This window comes from Nocardia sp. NPDC059691, from assembly GCF_042733915.1.
Taxonomy (GTDB): domain Bacteria; phylum Actinomycetota; class Actinomycetes; order Mycobacteriales; family Mycobacteriaceae; genus Nocardia; species Nocardia sichangensis.
In genome coordinates, this window is sequence record NZ_JBHWFB010000004.1 from 479,777 (window position 1) to 498,620 (window position 18,844).

The 18,844-nt window shown below is 68.4% G+C and carries 17 protein-coding genes; 9 read left to right on the forward strand and 8 right to left on the reverse strand.

Going from position 1 to position 18,844, the window contains the following annotated elements; all coding sequences use genetic code 11:
- Nucleotides 1–10 precede the first annotated feature (10 nt).
- From ACFV2O_RS12510 to ACFV2O_RS12520, 3 genes are all read right to left on the reverse strand, one after another.
- Nucleotides 11–2,245, reverse strand: coding sequence for a serine/threonine-protein kinase (locus ACFV2O_RS12510; protein WP_379251881.1), 2,235 nt, complete (start codon nt 2,243–2,245; stop codon nt 11–13).
- 786 nt (nt 2,246–3,031) lie between these two features.
- Nucleotides 3,032–3,184, reverse strand: coding sequence for a hypothetical protein (locus ACFV2O_RS12515; RefSeq protein WP_379251882.1), 153 nt, complete (start codon nt 3,182–3,184; stop codon nt 3,032–3,034).
- A gap of 68 nt (nt 3,185–3,252) precedes the next feature.
- Nucleotides 3,253–3,711: a DNA-directed RNA polymerase subunit beta gene (locus ACFV2O_RS12520; RefSeq protein WP_379251883.1), complete on the reverse strand. Its 459-nt coding sequence runs from the start codon at nt 3,709–3,711 to the stop codon at nt 3,253–3,255.
- 559 nt (nt 3,712–4,270) lie between these two features.
- On the opposite strand from ACFV2O_RS12520, the gene ACFV2O_RS12525 reads away from it, so the two are divergent.
- On the forward strand, nt 4,271–5,503 hold the full coding sequence (locus ACFV2O_RS12525; protein WP_379251884.1) for a helix-turn-helix domain-containing protein: 1,233 nt from the start codon (nt 4,271–4,273) through the stop codon (nt 5,501–5,503).
- A 138-nt stretch (nt 5,504–5,641) separates the two neighbouring features.
- Here the strand turns inward: ACFV2O_RS12525 and ACFV2O_RS12530 are convergent, their stop codons facing one another.
- The gene (locus ACFV2O_RS12530) at nt 5,642–6,274 is read right to left on the reverse strand and encodes a TetR/AcrR family transcriptional regulator (RefSeq protein ID WP_067801856.1); all 633 of its coding nucleotides are present in this window, start codon (nt 6,272–6,274) and stop codon (nt 5,642–5,644) included.
- 75 nt (nt 6,275–6,349) lie between these two features.
- On the opposite strand from ACFV2O_RS12530, the gene ACFV2O_RS12535 reads away from it, so the two are divergent.
- The 4 genes from ACFV2O_RS12535 to ACFV2O_RS12550 all read left to right on the forward strand — a co-directional run bounded on the left by ACFV2O_RS12535 (nt 6,350) and on the right by ACFV2O_RS12550 (nt 9,457).
- Nucleotides 6,350–7,237: an alpha/beta hydrolase gene (locus ACFV2O_RS12535; protein ID WP_379251885.1), complete on the forward strand. Its 888-nt coding sequence runs from the start codon at nt 6,350–6,352 to the stop codon at nt 7,235–7,237.
- A gap of 16 nt (nt 7,238–7,253) precedes the next feature.
- Nucleotides 7,254–7,682 carry an AMP-binding protein gene (locus ACFV2O_RS12540; protein WP_379251886.1) on the forward strand — a complete coding sequence of 143 codons (429 nt, stop codon included), beginning with the start codon at nt 7,254–7,256 and terminating at the stop codon, nt 7,680–7,682.
- Complete coding sequence (locus ACFV2O_RS12545; RefSeq protein WP_379251887.1) at nt 7,645–8,814, forward strand: class I adenylate-forming enzyme family protein; 1,170 nt, start codon at nt 7,645–7,647, stop codon at nt 8,812–8,814. Before ACFV2O_RS12540 ends, ACFV2O_RS12545 begins: the two co-directional genes overlap by 38 nt.
- A 73-nt stretch (nt 8,815–8,887) precedes the next feature.
- The gene (locus tag ACFV2O_RS12550; RefSeq protein WP_379251888.1) at nt 8,888–9,457 is read left to right on the forward strand and encodes a flavoprotein; all 570 of its coding nucleotides are present in this window, start codon (nt 8,888–8,890) and stop codon (nt 9,455–9,457) included.
- A 13-nt stretch (nt 9,458–9,470) separates the two neighbouring features.
- Here ACFV2O_RS12550 and ACFV2O_RS12555 read toward each other — a convergent pair whose 3' ends face one another.
- Complete coding sequence (locus ACFV2O_RS12555) at nt 9,471–10,262, reverse strand: transporter substrate-binding domain-containing protein (RefSeq protein ID WP_379251889.1); 792 nt, start codon at nt 10,260–10,262, stop codon at nt 9,471–9,473.
- Nucleotides 10,263–10,265: 3 nt separating this feature from the next.
- Complete coding sequence (locus tag ACFV2O_RS12560) at nt 10,266–10,616, reverse strand: hypothetical protein (RefSeq protein ID WP_355070793.1); 351 nt, start codon at nt 10,614–10,616, stop codon at nt 10,266–10,268.
- 61 nt (nt 10,617–10,677) lie between these two features.
- Here ACFV2O_RS12560 and ACFV2O_RS12565 point away from each other — a divergent pair, with 61 nt between their 5' ends.
- The gene (locus tag ACFV2O_RS12565) at nt 10,678–11,643 is read left to right on the forward strand and encodes a quinone oxidoreductase (RefSeq protein ID WP_364431361.1); all 966 of its coding nucleotides are present in this window, start codon (nt 10,678–10,680) and stop codon (nt 11,641–11,643) included.
- 42 nt (nt 11,644–11,685) lie between these two features.
- Here ACFV2O_RS12565 and ACFV2O_RS12570 read toward each other — a convergent pair whose 3' ends face one another.
- Nucleotides 11,686–12,288 (reverse strand): TetR/AcrR family transcriptional regulator, encoded by a 603-nt coding sequence (locus ACFV2O_RS12570; RefSeq protein WP_356961802.1) that lies wholly within the window; start codon nt 12,286–12,288, stop codon nt 11,686–11,688.
- An 84-nt stretch (nt 12,289–12,372) separates the two neighbouring features.
- Between ACFV2O_RS12570 and ACFV2O_RS12575 the strand changes: the two genes are divergently transcribed.
- The gene (locus tag ACFV2O_RS12575; RefSeq protein ID WP_379251890.1) at nt 12,373–13,788 is read left to right on the forward strand and encodes an FAD-dependent monooxygenase; all 1,416 of its coding nucleotides are present in this window, start codon (nt 12,373–12,375) and stop codon (nt 13,786–13,788) included.
- Here ACFV2O_RS12575 and ACFV2O_RS12580 read toward each other — a convergent pair.
- Complete coding sequence (locus ACFV2O_RS12580) at nt 13,781–14,770, reverse strand: heme o synthase (RefSeq protein WP_355070787.1); 990 nt, start codon at nt 14,768–14,770, stop codon at nt 13,781–13,783. The two genes, ACFV2O_RS12575 and ACFV2O_RS12580, sit on opposite strands and share 8 nt — an antisense overlap.
- A 789-nt stretch (nt 14,771–15,559) precedes the next feature.
- On the opposite strand from ACFV2O_RS12580, the gene tkt reads away from it, so the two are divergent.
- Nucleotides 15,560–17,701, forward strand: coding sequence for a transketolase (tkt, locus tag ACFV2O_RS12585; RefSeq protein ID WP_379251891.1), 2,142 nt, complete (start codon nt 15,560–15,562; stop codon nt 17,699–17,701).
- A 6-nt stretch (nt 17,702–17,707) separates the two neighbouring features.
- Nucleotides 17,708–18,844 (forward strand): transaldolase, encoded by a 1,137-nt coding sequence (gene tal / locus ACFV2O_RS12590; protein WP_379251892.1) that lies wholly within the window; start codon nt 17,708–17,710, stop codon nt 18,842–18,844.

Consider the following 18,844-nt stretch of genomic DNA (forward strand, 5'->3'; position numbering starts at 1 on the left):
TGCGCGCGGATCAGTCCACGTCCGCCGCTGACGCCTGGACCACCCGCTGGAGCGCGCGCAAGTCCGCGTCCAGCGTGCGGAACAGCCAGTACACGGCGACGAACGCGAGCCCGCCGACGGCGCACAACCCGAGGACCGAATCGCGCACCAACGGAAGTTCCTCGGGTTCGAGCAGGCTGAATCCGGCCAGCACCCCGACCAGTGGCACGGACGCCGTGACCGCGAGATAGATCGTGGTTCTGCGGCGCAGCGTGCGGATGACGCCGAAGTCGTGCGCCGTCGTGCGGCTGTAACGCAAATAGATCGGATAGACACAGCGGACGATGTAGAACGTCGACAGGAAGAACGTGTAGGCGACGGAGATGACAGCCGCCATGAAAACGGTCATCGCCGCGTGTATCACCAGTCGCGCCGGAAGATCGGTGAGCCAGAGGCAGAGGAACACCCCCGTCACCGTTGCCGTAATCCCGGTCTGGAAGGTGTTCAGCGCACACATGTCCCCCCAGAACAATGTTCGCGACCGCACTCGCGCGAGCAGTGCCTCGTCGTAGCGTCTGCCCTCGCGCAAGCCGCGCGGAACCGCGAGCAGATCCCGCGACATATACGCGTAGATCACGATGGACAGCGGGCAGGCGATGAGGACGAAGACGTACACACCCATGTTGAGCTGCGCGTTTGTGGCATCGGGCAGGCGCTCTCTGATCAGGTCCTGGACGTGCACGGCCATGTAGATCGTCGCCAGGCCGACACCGACCAGCGAGGACAACCACAGAACCGGAGTGGGCCTGCTCGCGAGCCGTGCGCGCCAGCTGTCCGGGGGCGGATAGACGAGATCGCGGGCCCGCTGCTCCAGGCACAGGTCGAGTTGTTGCGCCAATTCCGAGCCGGACGAGTAGCGGTCCGCACGGTCGGGCGACAAACACTTCAGCAGCACGCGGCGCAGCGCCATGGGGCAGTCCGGCGGCAGCTCCGACAGGAACGCCGGACCGATGGGCCTGCGCCGCAGTGCGATCATGCGGGCCAGCGACGTCTGCGAATCGCCCGCCGACGTCTCGTCCGCGAAGGGGCGGCGCCCGGTGAGCAACTCCCACAGCATGACGCCGAGCGCGAAGATGTCGCTTCGCGTATCCAGTTCCACGGCGGTCGCGGGCAGGTCGGGGTGGCAGGCCTCGAGTTGCTCCGGCGACATGTATGCCAGCGACCCGCCGAAGTACGCCAACGGGCTGGTGCCCCGGACACGTTTGCTGAAGCTGACATTGAAGTCGGCCAGCTTCGGGATTCCCTCGGCGCTCAGCAGCACGTTCGCGGGTTTGATGTCGCGATGCAGCACCCCACGTTCGGACGCGTGCTCCAGCGCGTCCGCGAGCCGGCGCCCCAGCCATACCACGGTCTCCGGCCAGGTCAGTCCGGCGATCCTGGTCCGGACAGCCGACTCGGTCGGCCGCACCTCGCCCTTGTCGGCGAGCACCTTGTCGATGGCGTCCAGCAGCAGTTGCCCACTGCGACGTTCGGGCGGCGTCGTGCGCGACAAGCGCAGCACGTCGAGCAGCGTTCCGCCGGGCAGATACTGCATGTAGAGCAGCTTCAGCTCGCCGTCGGCGATGAGTCGCTGGTCGAAGATCCGCACGATGTATTCGTGGTCGAGCTGGGCGAGCGTCTGCGGCTCGTTGCCGTGGTTGTGCGAGATCTTGACCGCGACCAGTCGCTGCATCGACTGCTGCCGCGCGAGGTACACCTGGGCGAACGCGCCGACACCGATCCGCATCAGGAGGTCGAAATCATCGACCCGATCGCCGACGTCGATGGCGTCGAGCGCGACTTGGGCGCTCGGCCGCGCGATCATCGTGCTGCGGTAGTCGCTGGTGAACCGGTCGAGCTCCGGATCGGCCGCCGTCGCGGTGGCGGTGCCGTCCGAATCGGCGGCGTCGCGGCGGCCGCTACGGCGCATGGCGTGGAATTCCTCGTAGACCAGATCGGCCGGGAACGGAGCGCTGCGCAGCTCGGGGAATTCCGCGCGGTAGTCGATCAGCCGTTTGGGGAAGTGGTAGCGAAGCCAGCGGAACTCGAGGTCCACCTTGATCAATTCGATCAGCATCGTGTGCCGATCGGCCGGTTCGCGGGGCAGATAGGAGGACAGATCGGGCGGGAATCCCGACGCCCAGGCCTCGGAGAATCGCGCCACGGCGGCGGCGAGCGCCGCACGGGTCCGTTCCGCCGAATCGGCGAGATCGATCGGTTCGCGCATGGGTAGCTCGGAGTCAGCCGTTGCCGGTCAGACGACGGCTACACACGATGCGCCCTTGCCTCGCAGGTGTTCCACATCAGCTCCTTGACGTCGAATTACCCTGCTCAAGGGTATCGCTCCGAGCGGGGGCTTCGCGGCATCAGCGCCAACGCCGCCGAGTGATTGCTCAGCGGGCACTCGCGCCCCGCGCTCGACTCGGGTTCGGTCGCCGTCCGATCGTCCGAACTGCCGGGAATGGCATCGCCGAGGTGGTGCTCGAGACCACTGGTATCCGCTCATCCGGCGGGAACGGGCGGCGAAAACCTCCCACGAGTAGAACACGCGCCGCGAGACCTAGGACACCGCCCCGCACATCTGCACGGCGGCCGATATGCCCGGCAAACCTCGACTTCCTAGGTGCGGCGGGGCCAGCGCTCGACCTGGACACCACGATCCGTCTCCGAGTACACCGGGGCGGTCGACGGAAGACCGGCCGACAGATCGGACGCCGGGCAGCGCCGAGAACACCGGAAACACCGCGAGCATGCCTGCCGCCCCTGTCGACCCGGTGAACGTAGCGCTGAGGAACAGCTAACCGGGACCGCCCATAAGCGGACAGGGTGACGCGACGAGTTGGGCCAGGACGGGAACCGGACCGCGGGACCTGCGTCAGCGCCTTCGCATCCTCACCCAGCCGAGCGGGCACGATGATGCGGCCGGGTCCCGATTGCACGGGCAGCGCGTCACCCCGCCGAGTCCGGCTCGGCGCTCGGACGCCGCCGCGTGCGCTGCCAGGCCGAGCGCTGCTCACGGGTCGAGGAACAACCGCTCGTTCGGCAGGCGGGGCAGGCCCGTCGGATCGCCCGGGAGCACCGTGGCCGCGTCCTCGTAGTGGCGGGCGCGCCACTCCTGGACGAACAGCGCGGCAGCGCTCGCACAGGCCGCGAAGTTCAGACGCACGTCGTGGAATTGGACCGATACATGGACATCGGGCTCTTCCGGGCGCGGCGACCGCTGCTGCGGCCCGGTCACCACCGGCGTCCCGCGCGTACCCGGATCGCCGCGACGACGACCGAACCCGACGGCCGGAACGTATCGCGCGGCGGTTCCACCCACACGCGGAAGCACGGTGACCGGTCGGCGGGCGACGGCAGGGCGATCTGCGCGCCGCACCGTGCGACCGACACGTCCAGCCGGAACAGCTCGGCGAACAAGCCGACTTCGTCGGGCAGGTCCGGCCGCACCAGATAGGTCCAGCGCTTCGAGCGTGGATGCGAGATGATCGGCCCGAGCGCGGACCGCCGGACCTGCAACAGCGCCTTCACCTCCTGGCCGAGCCGAGCGGGCATGGTGATCGCGCCGACTCGGCCCGCGGGCACGATGATGCGGCCGAGTTCCGGTTGCACGGCCGCCGGAAGCCCGCACTGCCGGTAGAAACGGCACCGGCTGGCCGGGGTGTCGGCCGCCGGATCGCACAGGTCGCTCACCGCGTGCCCTCCCGCCCCGCCGCGCCGGGATCACCGACGCGGTGCGAGGCCGTCGCGCGCCGATCGTGTCCGCGCAGCGGTCGCGACGGCATCACGTCGAGGCGCGGTCGGTTGCTATCGGCGACTCGCGGACGGCGACGGCGGAGTCGGTGTGCGTGACACTGGACGACTCGCGCCCGGAAATCGTTGCGAGCCAAGTGATCCGGTAGGGATAGCGTGGAGCCGGGCGCGGACGCCGACACCGCGCGAATCGCACCGAGCTCGTTTCGATCACCGATCGCCACCGTCGCGATCGCGTCACCGTGCCGCTTCACGAACGTGTCGTTCCACGCGAAATCGACTGCCACTCCCCGCATCACGTTTGCCTTCCCCTGCTCATCGCGTTGTGAGCACCCGCGCCCTGGAGCGCAACCCGTTGTCGCGCGCACCGACGTGCCCGTCCCGGGGGCGAGTGCTCGCGACAGCTTGGCGGGCTGCCGGATCGGCGTTGTCCCGGTGCGGGACACCTGGCGGCGCGTCTAGCATGAGGTTTCGATCAGCATCCGGCGAGGGAGAGCCGATGAGCGAGGGTCAGGGGAACGACGAGGGCCGGTACATCGGCCGACAGGTGCGTGCCATTCGCGCGCGCCGTGGGATCTCGCAGCAAGTGCTGGCCGATCGGGTCGGCGTCAGCCGGGGCGCGATCGCCAAATACGAGAACGGCGAGCGTCCTATCGATTCGCGGCGGACCCTGCACGCCCTCGCCCAAGCGCTCGGCGTCGCGGTCGGTGATCTGACCGGCGATCAGGACGATCGGTTCGACCCGTCGTCGGCCGGGTTCCACGCCGCGGTGCCCGCCATCGAAACCGCGCTGTGGACCCGGGGCGACACCACTCCGACTGCACCACCCCGCAGCCTCACCGAACTCGCGGCGGCAGCACGTCATGCTGCCCATCTACGACGCGCGTGCGACTACGCGGCACTCGGTCCGATGTTGCCTGCTCTACTCACCGACTGCTATCGACACGCTCGTGATTCGGCCGGAGCCGATCGCGATCTTGCCTGGGATGTGCTTGCGGCGGCGGCGTACACGACAGCCGCGTCCTTGAAGGCCAGAGGGTACTCAGCGTTGGCTTGGACAGCAGCACAAGAGATCGAGCACGCCACCGCGAACATCGGTGGCACCTCCGGTTCGGCTACCGCAGCCTTCACTCGAAGCCAGATCCTGCTGTCGCGCCCCGGCTCATTGACTGCCGCGCTCGACGGCGCGACGAACGCTGCCGAGCGCCTGGGCCCGGAGGTGCGAAGCCGCGGCGAGATCGAAACCTACGGCATGCTGCACTTGCAGGCCGCGCTCGTTACCGCAGCGCTCGGCGGCGACCCTGGCGACCATCTGGACGAAGCGAGCGAGCAAGTCACCAGGCTCGACCAGGCTCCCCCGGAAACCGCGACTCTCCGCAACCCGACATTCGACGCGACGAACGTGATCCTCTGGCGAATGTCAGCGGCAATGGAGAAACGCGAACCAGGCCAAGTCCTCGAACTCGCCCCCACCCTCGACCCGCAAACCATCCCCGCCGAAGGCCGCAGAGCCCAATACTTCGTCGAGATCGGCCGAGCCCACGCCCTGCGCCGCGACTACCACAACTCCCTGCACGCCCTCCTGCGCGCCGAACACATCGCCCCCCAGCAAGTGCGCGGCATGACCCACGTCCGCGAACTCGTCGGCCACATGATGCGCACCGCCCACCGCAACCTCACCACCGGCGACCTCGGCCGCCTCGCCAAACGCATCGGCGCGGTCCCCTCCTGACCCATACCCCGGGCAACATATGCATCGGCCACAACAGGTTTCAGGTACCACGCGTCCGGCCTCGGCGGACCGGAGATGGGCGACATCCGAACGCAGGTCCGGCGGCATCCGATGCCGCACCCGTTGGCTGGCGGACGTCTAGGTCTCGAGTCCTGCCAGGATTATGCGCATCCCGGCCCGGAATTCGGCTGTCGGGTCGCTCGAGGCGGCGGCGTACGCGATCTCGATGAGCTTGGGGAACTGCTCGGGCGGCAATGCCGCGATCCGGTCGGTGATCGTCGTGAGGTCCTCGTCGCGCGCCACGGATAGCGGGCCGACGAGTTCGGCTTGCGCGTATCCGGTGATGAAGCCGGACACTGCGCGGAACGCCACCAGCAACGCGGTTCCTGATCTGCCGCTACGCGCGAGCGCCTGCAACAGGGCTTCGGTTGGCCGCAGGGTCGCCAGGTCGAGGCTGCGCCGAGTGAGAATCAGTGGGATCGCATGGGGATGTGCGCGCACGGCGCGCCACATTCCCTCGGCGACGGCGAGTACCTCGTCCTCCCAGTCCATGGACGGCGTGGCGTCCCAGTGCGCTTCGGCCATGACGGCCTCGGTGACGAGCTGCTCCAAACCTTCCCGTCCATCGACGTAGTTGTAGATCGTCATCGCACCGGTGCCCAGCGCCGACGCGAGACTGCGCATGGTCAACCCGGCCAGGCCATGGTCGTCGACCAAGGCCAGTGCCGCGGCTTGCAGCTGCTCGCGCGCGAATTTCCTGGGGGCGGGCATACTTCTCCTTGTTTAAGTACAACGTACGTGTTTAACTGAGCATGTTCACGTACAACGTACCTATATCGAGGTGTCATGACCACTCGCACCACCTTCCCTTCCGGCCGCGACGAATGCGCGGTGTGGCTGACGCTTCCGGACGGCCCAGGTCCGCATCCGGCCGTGGTGCTCGTCCACGGCGGTGGCGCAACGCACGAAATGATGCTGGCCCAGTACGAGAAGTGGTTCTCCGACGCGGGTCTTGCCGTGGTGGCCTTCGACTTCCGCCACCTCGGAGAATCAGGCGGCATGCCGCGCCAGCTGGTGAGTCAGCGCCGTTACGCCGAGGATGTCGACGCCGCCGTGGCTTTCGCCCGCTCCCGCCCCGAACTGGACGCTCACCGGATCGCGTTGTGGGGCACGTCGTTCGGCGCCAGCCACGTGCTGGCCGCAGCCGCACGCCACGACGACCTTCGTGCCGCGGTGGTTCAGTGTCCGGTCTTCAGTGGGCGAGCCGTGGTGTCACGGGCGGGGGTGCGGCATCTGTTGCGGTTCACGGTTCCGATCGCGTCCGACCTGGTGCGTGCCGCACTCGGTCGGTCGCGCCGTTACGTCCCCTTGGTCGGAAAGCCAGGGGACCTGGCGTTCGTGAACCAGCCCGGCGCTCTCGAGGGGTGGCAGTCGGTGACGCCACCGGGTTACGGCTTCGACAACCGGATCACGGCGGCCTCGGGACTGGGCATGTTGTTCTACAACGCCGCGTCCGCCGCGCCGCGCGTGCGCTGCCCGCTGCTGGTGTGCGCCTGCGATCGAGAAAATCTCATCGACCCCGCCATCGCGGGGCGGGTGGCCGCCACCGCACCACGGGCAACCCTGAAGCATTACGACGCCGACCACTTCACCGTCTACCATCCGCCGGCTGTCGATCGGATCGTCGCCGATCAGATCGAGTTTCTCACCACGCATCTCGCGTCGAACGCGTAACGAGAGGAGTACACCGGTGCAGCGTATTCACGACGTCCTCCATGGGGCGGCCACTACTGCCGCGGATGCTGTCGGCTGGATCGCGGACGACCGGAAGATCCGGTTCGCTGAGATGGACGCATGGTCGGACCGGGTCGCCAGCGGATTGCTGCGGCTGGGCATCCGGCGGGGTGATCGCGTCGCCGTCAACGGGCCCAACACACCCGAGTGGCTAGCGGTGTACTTCGCAGCGGCCAAAATCGGTGCGGTGGTGGTCGGGCTCAGCGTCCGATACCGGGAGACCGAGTTCGCGCGCATCCTCGGCGATTCCGGGTCCCGAGCGGTGGTCACCGTGCCGTCCAGTGAGGGAATCGACTTTCTGCAGATGCTGGCCGGTGCGAAATCGTCTTCCGCGGCTGGAAGCCGTAGTGACCTTCGGCGCCGACGGCGACCACCCGCTCGATGAGCTCTGGTCGACATCGGCGGACACCGTGGCGCTCGCTGAAGCCAAGGACGCGGTCCGCGAGGACGATCCGGTCATGATCATCTATACGTCCGGGACAACCGGCCGACCCAAAGGCGCGGTGCAGACGCATCGCGGCCAACTCGCAGCCGCTACCGCACAAGCGGAGCACATGCGGCTCGGACCTGGCGACACGCTACCGGTCGCCGTGCCGCTCAACCATGTCAGCGGCATCACCTGTTGCGTACTCGCCGCGCTGGTCACCTGCGCCCGCACCGTGCTGCTGCCGACGTTCCAGCCCGCGGCCGTCGCCGACCTGTTCCACTCAGCGGACCTCACGATCTGGGTCGGGGTACCGACCATGCACATTCTGCTACTCGACCGGTCTCGGTTCACCACGGTGGACACAGCCGCGGTTCGGCTCGTGGTCACCGGCGGCGCCAACGCCGAACCAGCCTTGCTGGAACGTTTGACCAGATTCTTTCCGAACGCCACCGTGATGAACCTCTACGGGCTCAGTGAGTCCTCGGGTGCAGTTGTGATGACCCCGTGGGGCAGTGACATGGAGTCGACCGTGCGCGCGATCGGCCGACCGCTTCCGAACGTGCAGATCAAGATCGCCGATGCCGACGGGACCGAAGTCGCCATCGGCGAAGCCGGCGAACTCCTGCTCCGAACCCCTTCGGTCATGGCGGGCTACCACAACATGCCCGCGGAAACGGCCGACGCCATCGGTAGCGACGGCTGGCTGCGCACGGGCGACATAGCCTGGACCGACAACGACGGCTTGATCACCCTGCACGGCCGGGCCAAGGACATGTTCGTCCAAGGCGGATACAACATCTACCCGATCGAAGTCGAGAACATACTGGCGGAGCACCCGCAGGTCCTCATGGCGGCCGGTATCGGTGTACCCGATCCGGTGCTCGGCGAGATCGGCCGCTACTACGTTGTCCTCACGCCGGACGCTCGGCTCGCCGAAGGCGACCTCGAACGATTCTGCGCGGACAGAATCGCGGATTACAAGGTCCCCAAGCAAATCATCATCATGCCCAACCTTCCCTTGACTCCATCCGGCAAGGTGCACAAGGCCATACTTCGCAACGAATCAGCGCAACCGGGCGCCGCGAGCTGACCGGTCCACTGGCGGTGGAGTGATGCTTCCCGTGCCATCCAACCGCTCCCGTCGGCATGGCACCATGAAAGTCGTGGACGCCAACGGAAATCCCGTGCTGTACGCCCTCGTGACCGGTTCGCCCCCCGCCCGCGATGTCGGCAAGTTGATCGCCCTGGCCCAGGCCGGCGGCTGGGAGGTGTGCGTCATCGCCTCCCCTTCGGGAACCGGGTTCATCGACGTCGACGCGCTGCGCGCGCAGACCGGTTATCCCGTGCGCAGCCAGTACAAGGAACCGGGCACGCCGGATGTGCTGCCACCCGCCGACGGCATCATCGCCGCACCGCTCACCGGCAATTCGATCGCGAAATGGGCTGCGGGGATCTCGGATACGCTCCTGCTCGGTCTGCTGGTCGAAGGGCTCGGCAAGGGCCTGCCCATCGTCGGCGTGCCGTACTCGAACCGAGCGCAGATCAGCTTTCCCGCGATCCAGGAGGGGATGCGCAAACTGTCCGAGTGGGGCGTCACCATCGTGATCGGCGAGGGCGAGCCGCACGAGCGGGGCACCGGAGCGGCGCGCCTGCCCCTTTTCCCCTGGCAGGCGGCCTGGAAAGCGCTCCTCGAGCATCCACGCCGGGACGGGGCCGCACCGAATCGGCCGTAGACAGCGACCCTACTCAGCCCACCGGGGCGTTCGGCCCGATCCACTGGTCGAACAACCGATCCACCGCCCCCGTCGCGAGCTGGGTGGTCAAGTACGCGTCCAGTAAGGCCGCCAGAACGGGATCGTCCTTGCGCACCAGCAGCACTTTCCCGAACGAGTCGAACGGCGCTTCGGGATGCAGCACTTGCAGATCCGGATGCTGACGAACGCGGTAGCGGCCCTCGACCGAATCGGTGACGAACACGTCGGCGCGGCCCTGCTCGATCTCACCGAAGATTGTCAGATTGTCCGGCCACAAGGTGAGTTGCGCGTCGGGGAAATTCTTGCGGGCGAAATCCTCGTTCGTCCCACCCCGATTGGCGATCACGCGAACACCGGGACGGTTGATCTCCGCGACGGTCGAATACGCCGCGCCGTTCGCGCGGTGGGTGATCGGGGCCTTGCCGTCGGTGCCGTAGGTGATCGAGAAGTCCGCGAACGCGCGCCGCGACGGCAGGTCGGAGATACCTCCGACCGCGAGGTCGCAGTTCCTTTCGGCGAAGTCGGTTTTCAGCGTCGCCCAGGTGACGGGCACGAACTCGACCGGACGGCCGAGCAGCGCGGCGAAACCCCGCGCGAGATCGACGTCCACCCCGCGGTGCTCGCCCGCGTCGTCCCTGATCGAGTACGGCGGATAGTCGCCGGGCGTGCAGGCACGCACCGCGTTCGAGGCCTGCGCGGCCGCGGGAGTCGCCACGGCGGCGAGCACCGTCCACCCGGCGATCAGCACCGCGCCGATCCGGCCGGGCAGCGTCAGGTTACGCAACGATCACTTCTCGTTGCGCGCCTTGGGGAAACGGGCCTGCTTGGCGACCCAGCCCGCCATCTTGGCCCAGTGCCCCTTGCGCGGGGTGACGATCGAGGTGAGCTCACGATCCCATTCGTCGGCCTCGGTGAGGCCGTCGATCGTGGCGACCAGTTCCTTGGCTGTCTCCAGGTCCGGGACCACCCGGTCACCGAGCACACCGTCGGAACCGACCAGGGTGACCCGCACACCAGCGCGACCGATCGGCTGGAGCACGGCCGTGGCGGAACGTCCGTGATCGGCGACGAACCCCTTGACGGACTCGACGAGGGCGCCCGACAGCTTCTGCGGCGCCGTGGCGGTTTCAGAACTCATGGCACGCAGTTTACCGACCGGTAGGCAGCGTGCCCGCCGCTCGGGTGTAGAACTGGATCTCATGCACGCCATTCAGGTTTCCGAACACGGTGGTCCCGAGGTCCTGAAGTACGTGGAGGCGCCCGATCCGCGGATCGGACCGGACCAGCTCCTGGTCGACACACAGGCGATCGGCGTCAACTTCATCGATACCTACATCCGTACCGGGCGCTATCCGCAGGACGTCCCCTACGTTCCCGGCGCGGAGGGCACCGGCGTCGTCGCCGAGGTCGGCTCGGATGTCACGGAGTTCGCGGTCGGCGACCGGGTGGCCTGGGCCGCCGCCCCGGGCAGCTACGCCCCGAAGGTCGCGGTGCCCGCCGCCGTCGCCATCCGGGTACCGGACGGCGTCGATCCGCCCGTGGCCGCGTCGGCGCTGTTGCAGGGCATGACGGCGCACTATCTCATCGAGTCCATCTACCGGCCCGAGCCAGGGGAGGCGGTGCTCGTGCACGCGGGCGCGGGCGGGGTCGGGCTGATCCTGACCCAGCTCCTCAACGCGCGCGGCGTCCGGGTGATCACGACGGTGTCCTCCGACGAGAAGGAGACGCTGTCGCGCGCGGCGGGAGCCGACGAGGTGCTGCGTTACGGCCACGGACTGGCCGGTCGCGTGCGCGAGCTCACCGACGGCGTCGGCGTGGCGGCGGTCTACGACGGCGTCGGCGCGGCGACCTTCGAGTCGAGTCTGGCCGCGCTGCGCGTGCGGGGCACGCTCGCCCTCTTCGGGGGCGCGAGCGGCCCGGTGCCGCCGTTCGACCTGCAACGGCTGGGCGGGGCCGGTTCGCTGTTCGTCACCCGTCCCACGTTGATGCACTACATCCGGGACCGCGCCGAACTCACCTGGCGCGCTGGCGACGTCTTCGACGCCATCGCGCGAGGCACGCTGAACATCCGGATCGGCGCGACCTACCCCCTCGCCGACGCCGAGCGGGCACACCGCGACCTGGAAGGCCGCAAGACCACCGGTTCCATCGTCCTGCTGCCGTGAGCCACGGGCGGGGGACGGTCCGATGGGCCGTCCCCCGCCCGCTCAGTAGTCGCGGCCGGTGAGACCGCGATAGATGAACCGGGTCAGGCCCTCCACGGCCTGTTCGTCGGTCAGCTCGACGCTCCCCTCTTCCACCGCGGCCAGCAGGCTCTGGGTGAGCATGAACATCATCGCGAGGCTGGCGTCGGGCGTGCTCGGCAGCCGCAGGCCCCGGTCGGCGAATCCTTCGACATGGTCGGCGATGTCCGCCCGCTGTTGTCTGCCGAACCGCGCGACCATCTGCGCGAATTCCTCGTTGACCAGGGCCGCCTGATTCACCGCGCGCAGCACGGGCCCGTGCTCCCGCGCGAAGGTCCAATACCCCGCGACGTGGTAACGCACCGCCTCCGGATCGCTGAAATCCGGGTTGTGATCGGGTCCTTCCGCGCGCTCGTCCCCTGCCGCGGCCAGATCGCTCAGCAGCGCCTGGAGCAGTTCTTCCTTGCTCGCGAAGTGGTTGTAGAACGACCCGGCCGCCCGTCCCGCGGCCGTCGTGATGTCGGTGATCTTGGTGTTCAGGTAGCCGCGCTCGGCGAACAACCGCAGCGCGGCGGCCTTCAACACCTGCTCGGTTTCGGCCGACTTCTCCTTGCGACTCAGCGACACCCACCTCACCTCCTTGACAACGCAACGTACCAAGCATGACACTGAATACTCATTCAGTGAATATTGATTCAGCAGGAGTACGCCATGGCACAGCTCGTTCTCGTCGCGGGCGCCGGACCCACCGGCCTCACCCTCGCCCTCGATCTCGCTCGCCGGGACATCCCGGTCCGGATCGTCGACAAGGCGGCCACCTTCTTCGCCGGCTCGCGCGGCGACGGCATCCAGCCGCGCACCCTGGAAGTGTTCGACGACCTGGGGGTATTGGACGCGGCGCTGGCGGCCGGAATGCCGACACCGGTAATGCGCGTACATCTGGGCGGCGAGTTCGTCACCGAACGCCGAATGAGCGAACCGGTCGAGCCGACGCCCGCCGTCCCCTACCCGAACCTGTGGGTGCTCGGCCAGTCCCGCACCGAGGCCATCCTGCGCGAGCGGCTCGCCGAGTTCGGGGTGCACGTGGAACTGGGCACCGCGCTGACCGGCTTCACACAGGACGACGACGGCGTCACCGTGACGCTGGAACACGACGGCACGCCGGAGACCGTGCGCGCCGCCTACCTGATCGGCGCGGACGGCGGCAAGAGCACCGTGCGCAAGACACTCGGCATCCCGTTCGAGGGCAGCACCGACGAATCGCTGCGCATGCTGCTCGGCGACGTGCGCGCCGACGCGCTCGACCACGAGTTCGGCTACTGGTTCGCCGCCGCCGACGAGCCCATGCGGGGCATCGCGTTGTCACCGCTGCCCGGTGGGCGTCAATTCCAATTCGCCGCCCCGTTGACCGGCGACGCGGAGCCGAGCCTCGAGCTGCTCCAGGAATACGTGGACCGCTATTGCGGACGCGACGACGTCACCCTCACCGACCTGACCTGGGTGACCGTGTGGCGCCCGAATATCCGCCTCGCGCAGCGCTTCCGCGACGGCAGGGTGTTCCTGGCCGGCGACGCCGCGCACGCGCATCCGCCCACCGGCGGCCAAGGCATGAACACCGGCATCCAGGACGCCTACAACCTCGGCTGGAAGCTGGCCGCCGCGCTCGCCGGGGACGACACGCTCCTGGACAGCTACGAGGCCGAGCGCAGGACCGTGGCCGCCAAGGTGCTCGGGCTCAGCTCCGAACTGCTGGACAAATTGGTCGACGGCGACGAGGACGCGATGGAGCGCGGAGCGGAGACCCAGCAACTGGACATCAGCTATCGAGACCCGGCCGAGCGCGGCTGGTTCGCCGTCGGCGACCGGGCGCCGGACGCGCCGGTGAAAGACGAGCACGGACGGCCCGTCCGGTTGTTCGACCTGTTCCGCGGGCCCCACGCGACGGTGCTGTCATTCGGCGCCCAGGCGGAAGCCGGGCCGTACGCGTACGCGGTGGTGCGTCCCGGTGAGCAGGTGGAAGGGCCGCACGTGGTGGATGTCGACGGGCATGCCCACGCGGCCTACGCCGCGGCCGAGGGCACCAGGGTGTTCGTCCGCCCGGACGGCTACGTCGGCGCGCTCAGCTGAAGAAGCTGCCGACGGTGTCCCAGCCGAGCACCGAGTCCACCGCGAGGCCGCAGAACACCACGGCCAGGTAGTTGTTCGACTGGAGGAACAGCCGAAGCGGCTTCACCGACTCGCCGCGCCGCACGCCCGCGTACAGCTGGTGCGCCATGAGCAGGAACCATGCTCCGGCCACCAGCGCCACGGCCGCGTAGATCACGCCGGTGGCGGGCACCAGGGCGAGCGTGGTGAGCACGGTCAGCCAGGTGTAGACGACGATCTGCTTGGTGACGGTCTTCTCGGTGGCAACCACCGGCAGCATCGGCACGCCCGCCGCGCGGTAGTCCTCCTTGTAGCGCATGGCCAGCGCCCAAGTGTGCGGCGGTGTCCAGAAGAAGATGACGCCGAACAGCGCGATGGCGGGCCAGCCGATGCCGCCGGTCACCGCCGACCAGCCCACCAGCGCGGGCATGCAGCCCGCCGCGCCGCCCCACACCACGTTCTGCGAGGTGCGGCGCTTGAGGCCCAGCGTGTAGACGAAGACGTAGAACAGGATCGTGGCGACGACGAGCACGCCGCTGAGCAGGTTGGCCTGCCACCACAGCCAGGCGAACGAGCCCAACCCGAGCACGACGCCGAACACGAACGCGTTGCGGGTCGGCACCGCGTCCCTGGCCAGCGGCCGCTTGGCGGTGCGCTTCATGACCTTGTCGATGTCGGCGTCCGCGACGCAGTTGAGCGTGTTCGCGCTCGCCGCGCCCATCCAGCCGCCGAACAGCGTCGCGAGGATCAGACGGATGTCGACGGTGCCGCGGTCGGCCAGCAGCATGGTCGGAATCGTGGCGACGAGCAACAGCTCGATGACCCTGGGCTTGGTCAGCGCGACGTAGGCCAGTACCCGTCGAATCAGCCGGGACGGTAGGCCGGGACCCGTGAACCGGTCGGCCAGCGCCGTCGCGGAGGAGCCGTGCGCACCATCGCCACCCGGCTGTTGCCCAATCCGCACTGTCTCTCCTCGCACGCTGTGCATCGCATCCGGCATCGACCAGCAGTGCACTCGTCCCGGTGGTACGGGTGCGCCCGCGCCGGACTTCCGTCCGCCCCGGCGCCCCTTCCGACCGGTGCGGCGCGACTACTACTACTACAAAGGATGGTAGACCCCCGCCGCGCGCGCCCCTCCCGTCGCCCCCGCGCTAGAGGACCGGAATGTGACGGGGGCGACGGCTCGTTCGGCTCGTCCGCGCCACCCGGTTCGGAGCCCTTGCCCTCCCCCTGTCCACGTCCTCGACTCGCGCGGAGCCGTGCGCACGCGCGACGCGGATTCCGCGCCGCGAAAAAAATTCGTCGACTCCACCGAACCCGGCGAACCCACCGCATGCCCCGCACCGCATGGTGCGGCAACTTTCGCCACCGCACCGGCGCGTGCCACAAAGCAGTCGCTTGCTCAATACTTTCCCATCACACCGAACACCCGCCCTACGAGGGCGTTCACGACCCGTCACGCGTCACGCATGCGCGTGACGCGAGCACCGAAGACACCCGGCCCACCCGTTCCGGCGCCCCTGATGCAAGGCCGCCAACCCGCCGCCGTCGCAGTCGCGGCCTGTGCGAAACCACCTGCGAACGCGCAGCGCAACGAGCGCCGCGAAACCAACACAGGGTTAATGGTGTGCCGGTCACCGGGCACATCTAGGGTAAGTGGGTATACCCGGTTAGCACGCCGTAGCTGCCGCGCGATCATCGCCGTCAGAAACCCACCCGCCGTCGACGAACCAATGTCAGGAGAACCTCGGTCGTGTCGATCACAGACGACATCCGCGCCCTCACTCAGCCGAACCACCCGGACGACTGGACGGATCTGGACACCAAGGCTGTCGACACCATCCGGGTCCTGGCCGCCGAGGCGGTGCAGAACGCCGGAAACGGCCACCCCGGCACCGCGATGAGCCTGGCGCCGCTTGCGTACACGCTGTACCAGCGGACCATGCGCATCGACCCGAGCGATCCGAGCTGGGTCGGCCGGGACCGGTTCGTGCTGTCCTGCGGGCACTCCAGCCTCACCCAGTACATCCAGCTCTACCTGGCGGGTTACGGTCTCGAGCTGGACGACCTGAAGAACCTGCGCAAGTGGGGCTCGCTCACCCCTGGCCACCCCGAGTTCCGGCACACCGACGGCGTCGAGATCACCACCGGCCCGCTCGGCCAGGGCCTGGCGTCGGCGGTCGGCATGGCGATGGCGGCGCGCCGCGAGCGCGGACTGTTCGATCCCGCCGCCGCGCCGGGCACCAGCCCGTTCGACCACTTCATCTACGCCATCGCCTCCGACGGCGACCTCGAGGAGGGCGTCACCTCCGAGGCGTCGTCGCTCGCGGGCACCCAGCAGCTGGGCAATCTCGTCGTCATCTACGACGACAACAAGATCTCCATCGAGGACGACACCACCATCGCGTTCACCGAGGACGTCGCCGAGCGCTACGAGGCATACGGCTGGCACGTGCAGGTGGTCGAGGGCGGCGAAGACGTCGTCGCCATCGAGGCCGCGCTGGAAGCCGCCAAGGCCGAGACCGGCAAGCCCTCGATCATCGTGCTGCGCACCATCATCGGCTACCCCGCCCCCAGCAAGATGAACACCGGCACCGCCCACGGCGCGGCGCTGGGCGCCGACGAGGTGGCCGCCACCAAGAAGGTCCTCGGCTTCGACCCGGACAAGAGCTTCGACGTGGACCCGGCCGTCATCGAGCACACCCGCAAGGCCATCGAGCGCGGCCGGAAGGCGCACGAGCAGTGGCAGCAGTCGTTCGACGCGTGGGCCGCGGCCAACCCGGAGAACAAGGCGCTGTTCGACCGCCTCTTCGCGCGGCGCCTGCCGGAGAACTGGACCGCGAATCTGCCCAGCTACGAACCGGATCCGAAGGGCATGGCCACCCGCAAGGCGTCCGGCAAGGTGCTCGCCGCGCTGGCGCCGGTGCTGCCGGAGCTGTGGGGCGGTTCGGCCGACCTGGCCGAGTCCAACAACACCACCATGCCCGACCAGCGCAGCTTCGGGCCTGAGTCGATCTCCACCGGCATGTGGAAGGCCGATCCGTACGGCCGCACCCTGCACTTCGGTGTGCGCGAGCACGCGATGGGCGCGATCCTCAACGGCATCGCCCTGCACGGCCCGACCCGTCCGTACGGCGGCACCTTCCTGGTGTTCAGCGACTACATGCGCCCGTCGGTCCGCCTGGCCGCGCTGATGCGCGTGCCCGCGATCTACGTCTGGACCCACGACTCCATCGGTCTCGGTGAGGACGGCCCCACGCACCAGCCGATCGAGCACCTCGCCGCGCTGCGCGCCATCCCGGGCCTGAACGTGGTCCGGCCCGGTGACGCCAACGAGACCACCTACGCCTGGCGCACCATCCTGGAGCGCGACAGCAGCGAGCACAGCTCGCACTTCTCGGTGTCCGAGCCGCCGCACCAGGACGGCCCGTCCGGGCTGGCGCTGACCCGCCAGGACCTGCCGATTCTCGAGGGCACCAGCTACGAAGGCGTGAAGAAGGGCGGCTACATCCTGGCCGAGGCGTCCACGGGCACACCGCAAGTGATCCTGATCGCCACCGGTTCGGAGCTGCAGCTCGCGGTCGCCGCCCGCATTACGCTGGAGGAGCAGGGCATCGCCACCCGCGTGGTGTCGATGCCGTGCGTGGAGTGGTTCGACGCGCAGGACAAGGCTTACCGGGATGAAGTGCTTCCCCCCGCGATCGCCGCGCGCGTCGTCGTCGAAGCCGGTATCGCGATGCCGTGGCACCGGTTCGCCGGTGACGCGGGCGAGATCGTGTCGATCGAGCACTTCGGCGCCTCCGCCGACTACAAGACCCTGTTCCGCGAATTCGGCTTCACTCCGGAAGCCGTCGTTGCCGCCGCGCAGCGCACGCTCGAGAACGTGAAGGGATAAGCGCTCATGGCTCAGAACGAGAATCTCGCCGCCCTCTCGGCGGCGGGAGTGTCCGTATGGCTCGACGATCTGTCCAGGGACCGGATCCAGTCCGGCAACCTGCTCGAGCTGATCGAGACCCGGTCCGTCGTCGGGGTCACCACCAACCCGACGATCTTCCAGGGTGCGCTCAGCCAGGGCCACGCCTACGACGGCCAGCTGAAAGAGCTTGCCGCGCAAGGCGCCGACGCCGACGCCGCGATCCGCACCATCACCACTGATGACGTCCGCGCCGCCTGCGACGTGTTCGCTCCGGTCTTCGAGGCGACCGGTGGCGTGGACGGCCGGGTCTCCATCGAGGTCGACCCCCGCCTGGCGTTCGACACCGACCGGACCGTCGCGCAGGCGGTCGAACTGTGGAAGATCGTCGACCGGCCCAACCTGTTCATCAAGATCCCGGCCACCGAGGAGGGCCTGCCCGCCATCGCGGCCGTGATCGGCGAGGGCATCAGCGTGAACGTCACGCTGATCTTCTCGGTGCAGCGCTATCGCGCGGTGATGGGCGCCTACCTGGAGGGCGTGAAGAAGGCCAAGATCGCCGGTCACGACCCGGCCAGGATCCACTCCGTCGCCTCGTTCTTCGTCTCCCGCGTGGATACCGAGATCGACAAGCGACTGGAGGCGCTCGGCACCGACGAGGCGCTCGCGCTGCGCGGCAAGGCGGGTATCGCCAATGCCCGCCTCGCCTACGCCGAGTACCAGGATGTGTTCGACGGAGGCAAGCACACCTCCACGTTCCTGAACCTGGCCTCCTCGGGCGCGAATCGGCAGCGTCCGCTGTGGGCGTCGACCGGCGTGAAGAACCCGGAGTACGCCGACACGATGTACGTCACCGAACTGGTCGCCCCCAACACGGTGAACACGCTGCCGGAGAAGACGCTCCAGGCGGTCGCCGACCACGGCGTGGTCTCCGGCGACACGGTCAGCGGCAAGGCGGCGGAGGCCAAGGACGTCTTCGATCGGCTCACCGCCGTCGGCGTCGACCTCGACGACGTGTTCGCGGTGCTCGAGCGCGAGGGCGTGGACAAGTTCGAGAAGTCCTGGGAGGAGCTGCTTTCCGCCACCGCCGTCGAGCTGAAGTCGGCGTCGACCGGGAACGGCTGA

Bases quoted from the DNA above. Each gene is read 5' to 3' on its own strand.
- ACFV2O_RS12510 (WP_379251881.1), bottom strand. From the start codon at position 2,245: ATGCGCGAACCGATCGATCTCGCCGATTCGGCGGAACGGACCCGTGCG.
- ACFV2O_RS12525 (WP_379251884.1), top strand. From the start codon at position 4,271: ATGAGCGAGGGTCAGGGGAACGACGAGGGCCGGTACATCGGCCGACAG.
- ACFV2O_RS12530 (WP_067801856.1), bottom strand. From the start codon at position 6,274: ATGCCCGCCCCCAGGAAATTCGCGCGCGAGCAGCTGCAAGCCGCGGCA.
- ACFV2O_RS12535 (WP_379251885.1), top strand. From the start codon at position 6,350: ATGACCACTCGCACCACCTTCCCTTCCGGCCGCGACGAATGCGCGGTG.
- ACFV2O_RS12560 (WP_355070793.1), bottom strand. From the start codon at position 10,616: ATGAGTTCTGAAACCGCCACGGCGCCGCAGAAGCTGTCGGGCGCCCTC.
- ACFV2O_RS12565 (WP_364431361.1), top strand. From the start codon at position 10,678: ATGCACGCCATTCAGGTTTCCGAACACGGTGGTCCCGAGGTCCTGAAG.
- ACFV2O_RS12575 (WP_379251890.1), top strand. From the start codon at position 12,373: ATGGCACAGCTCGTTCTCGTCGCGGGCGCCGGACCCACCGGCCTCACC.
- tal (WP_379251892.1), top strand. From the start codon at position 17,708: ATGGCTCAGAACGAGAATCTCGCCGCCCTCTCGGCGGCGGGAGTGTCC.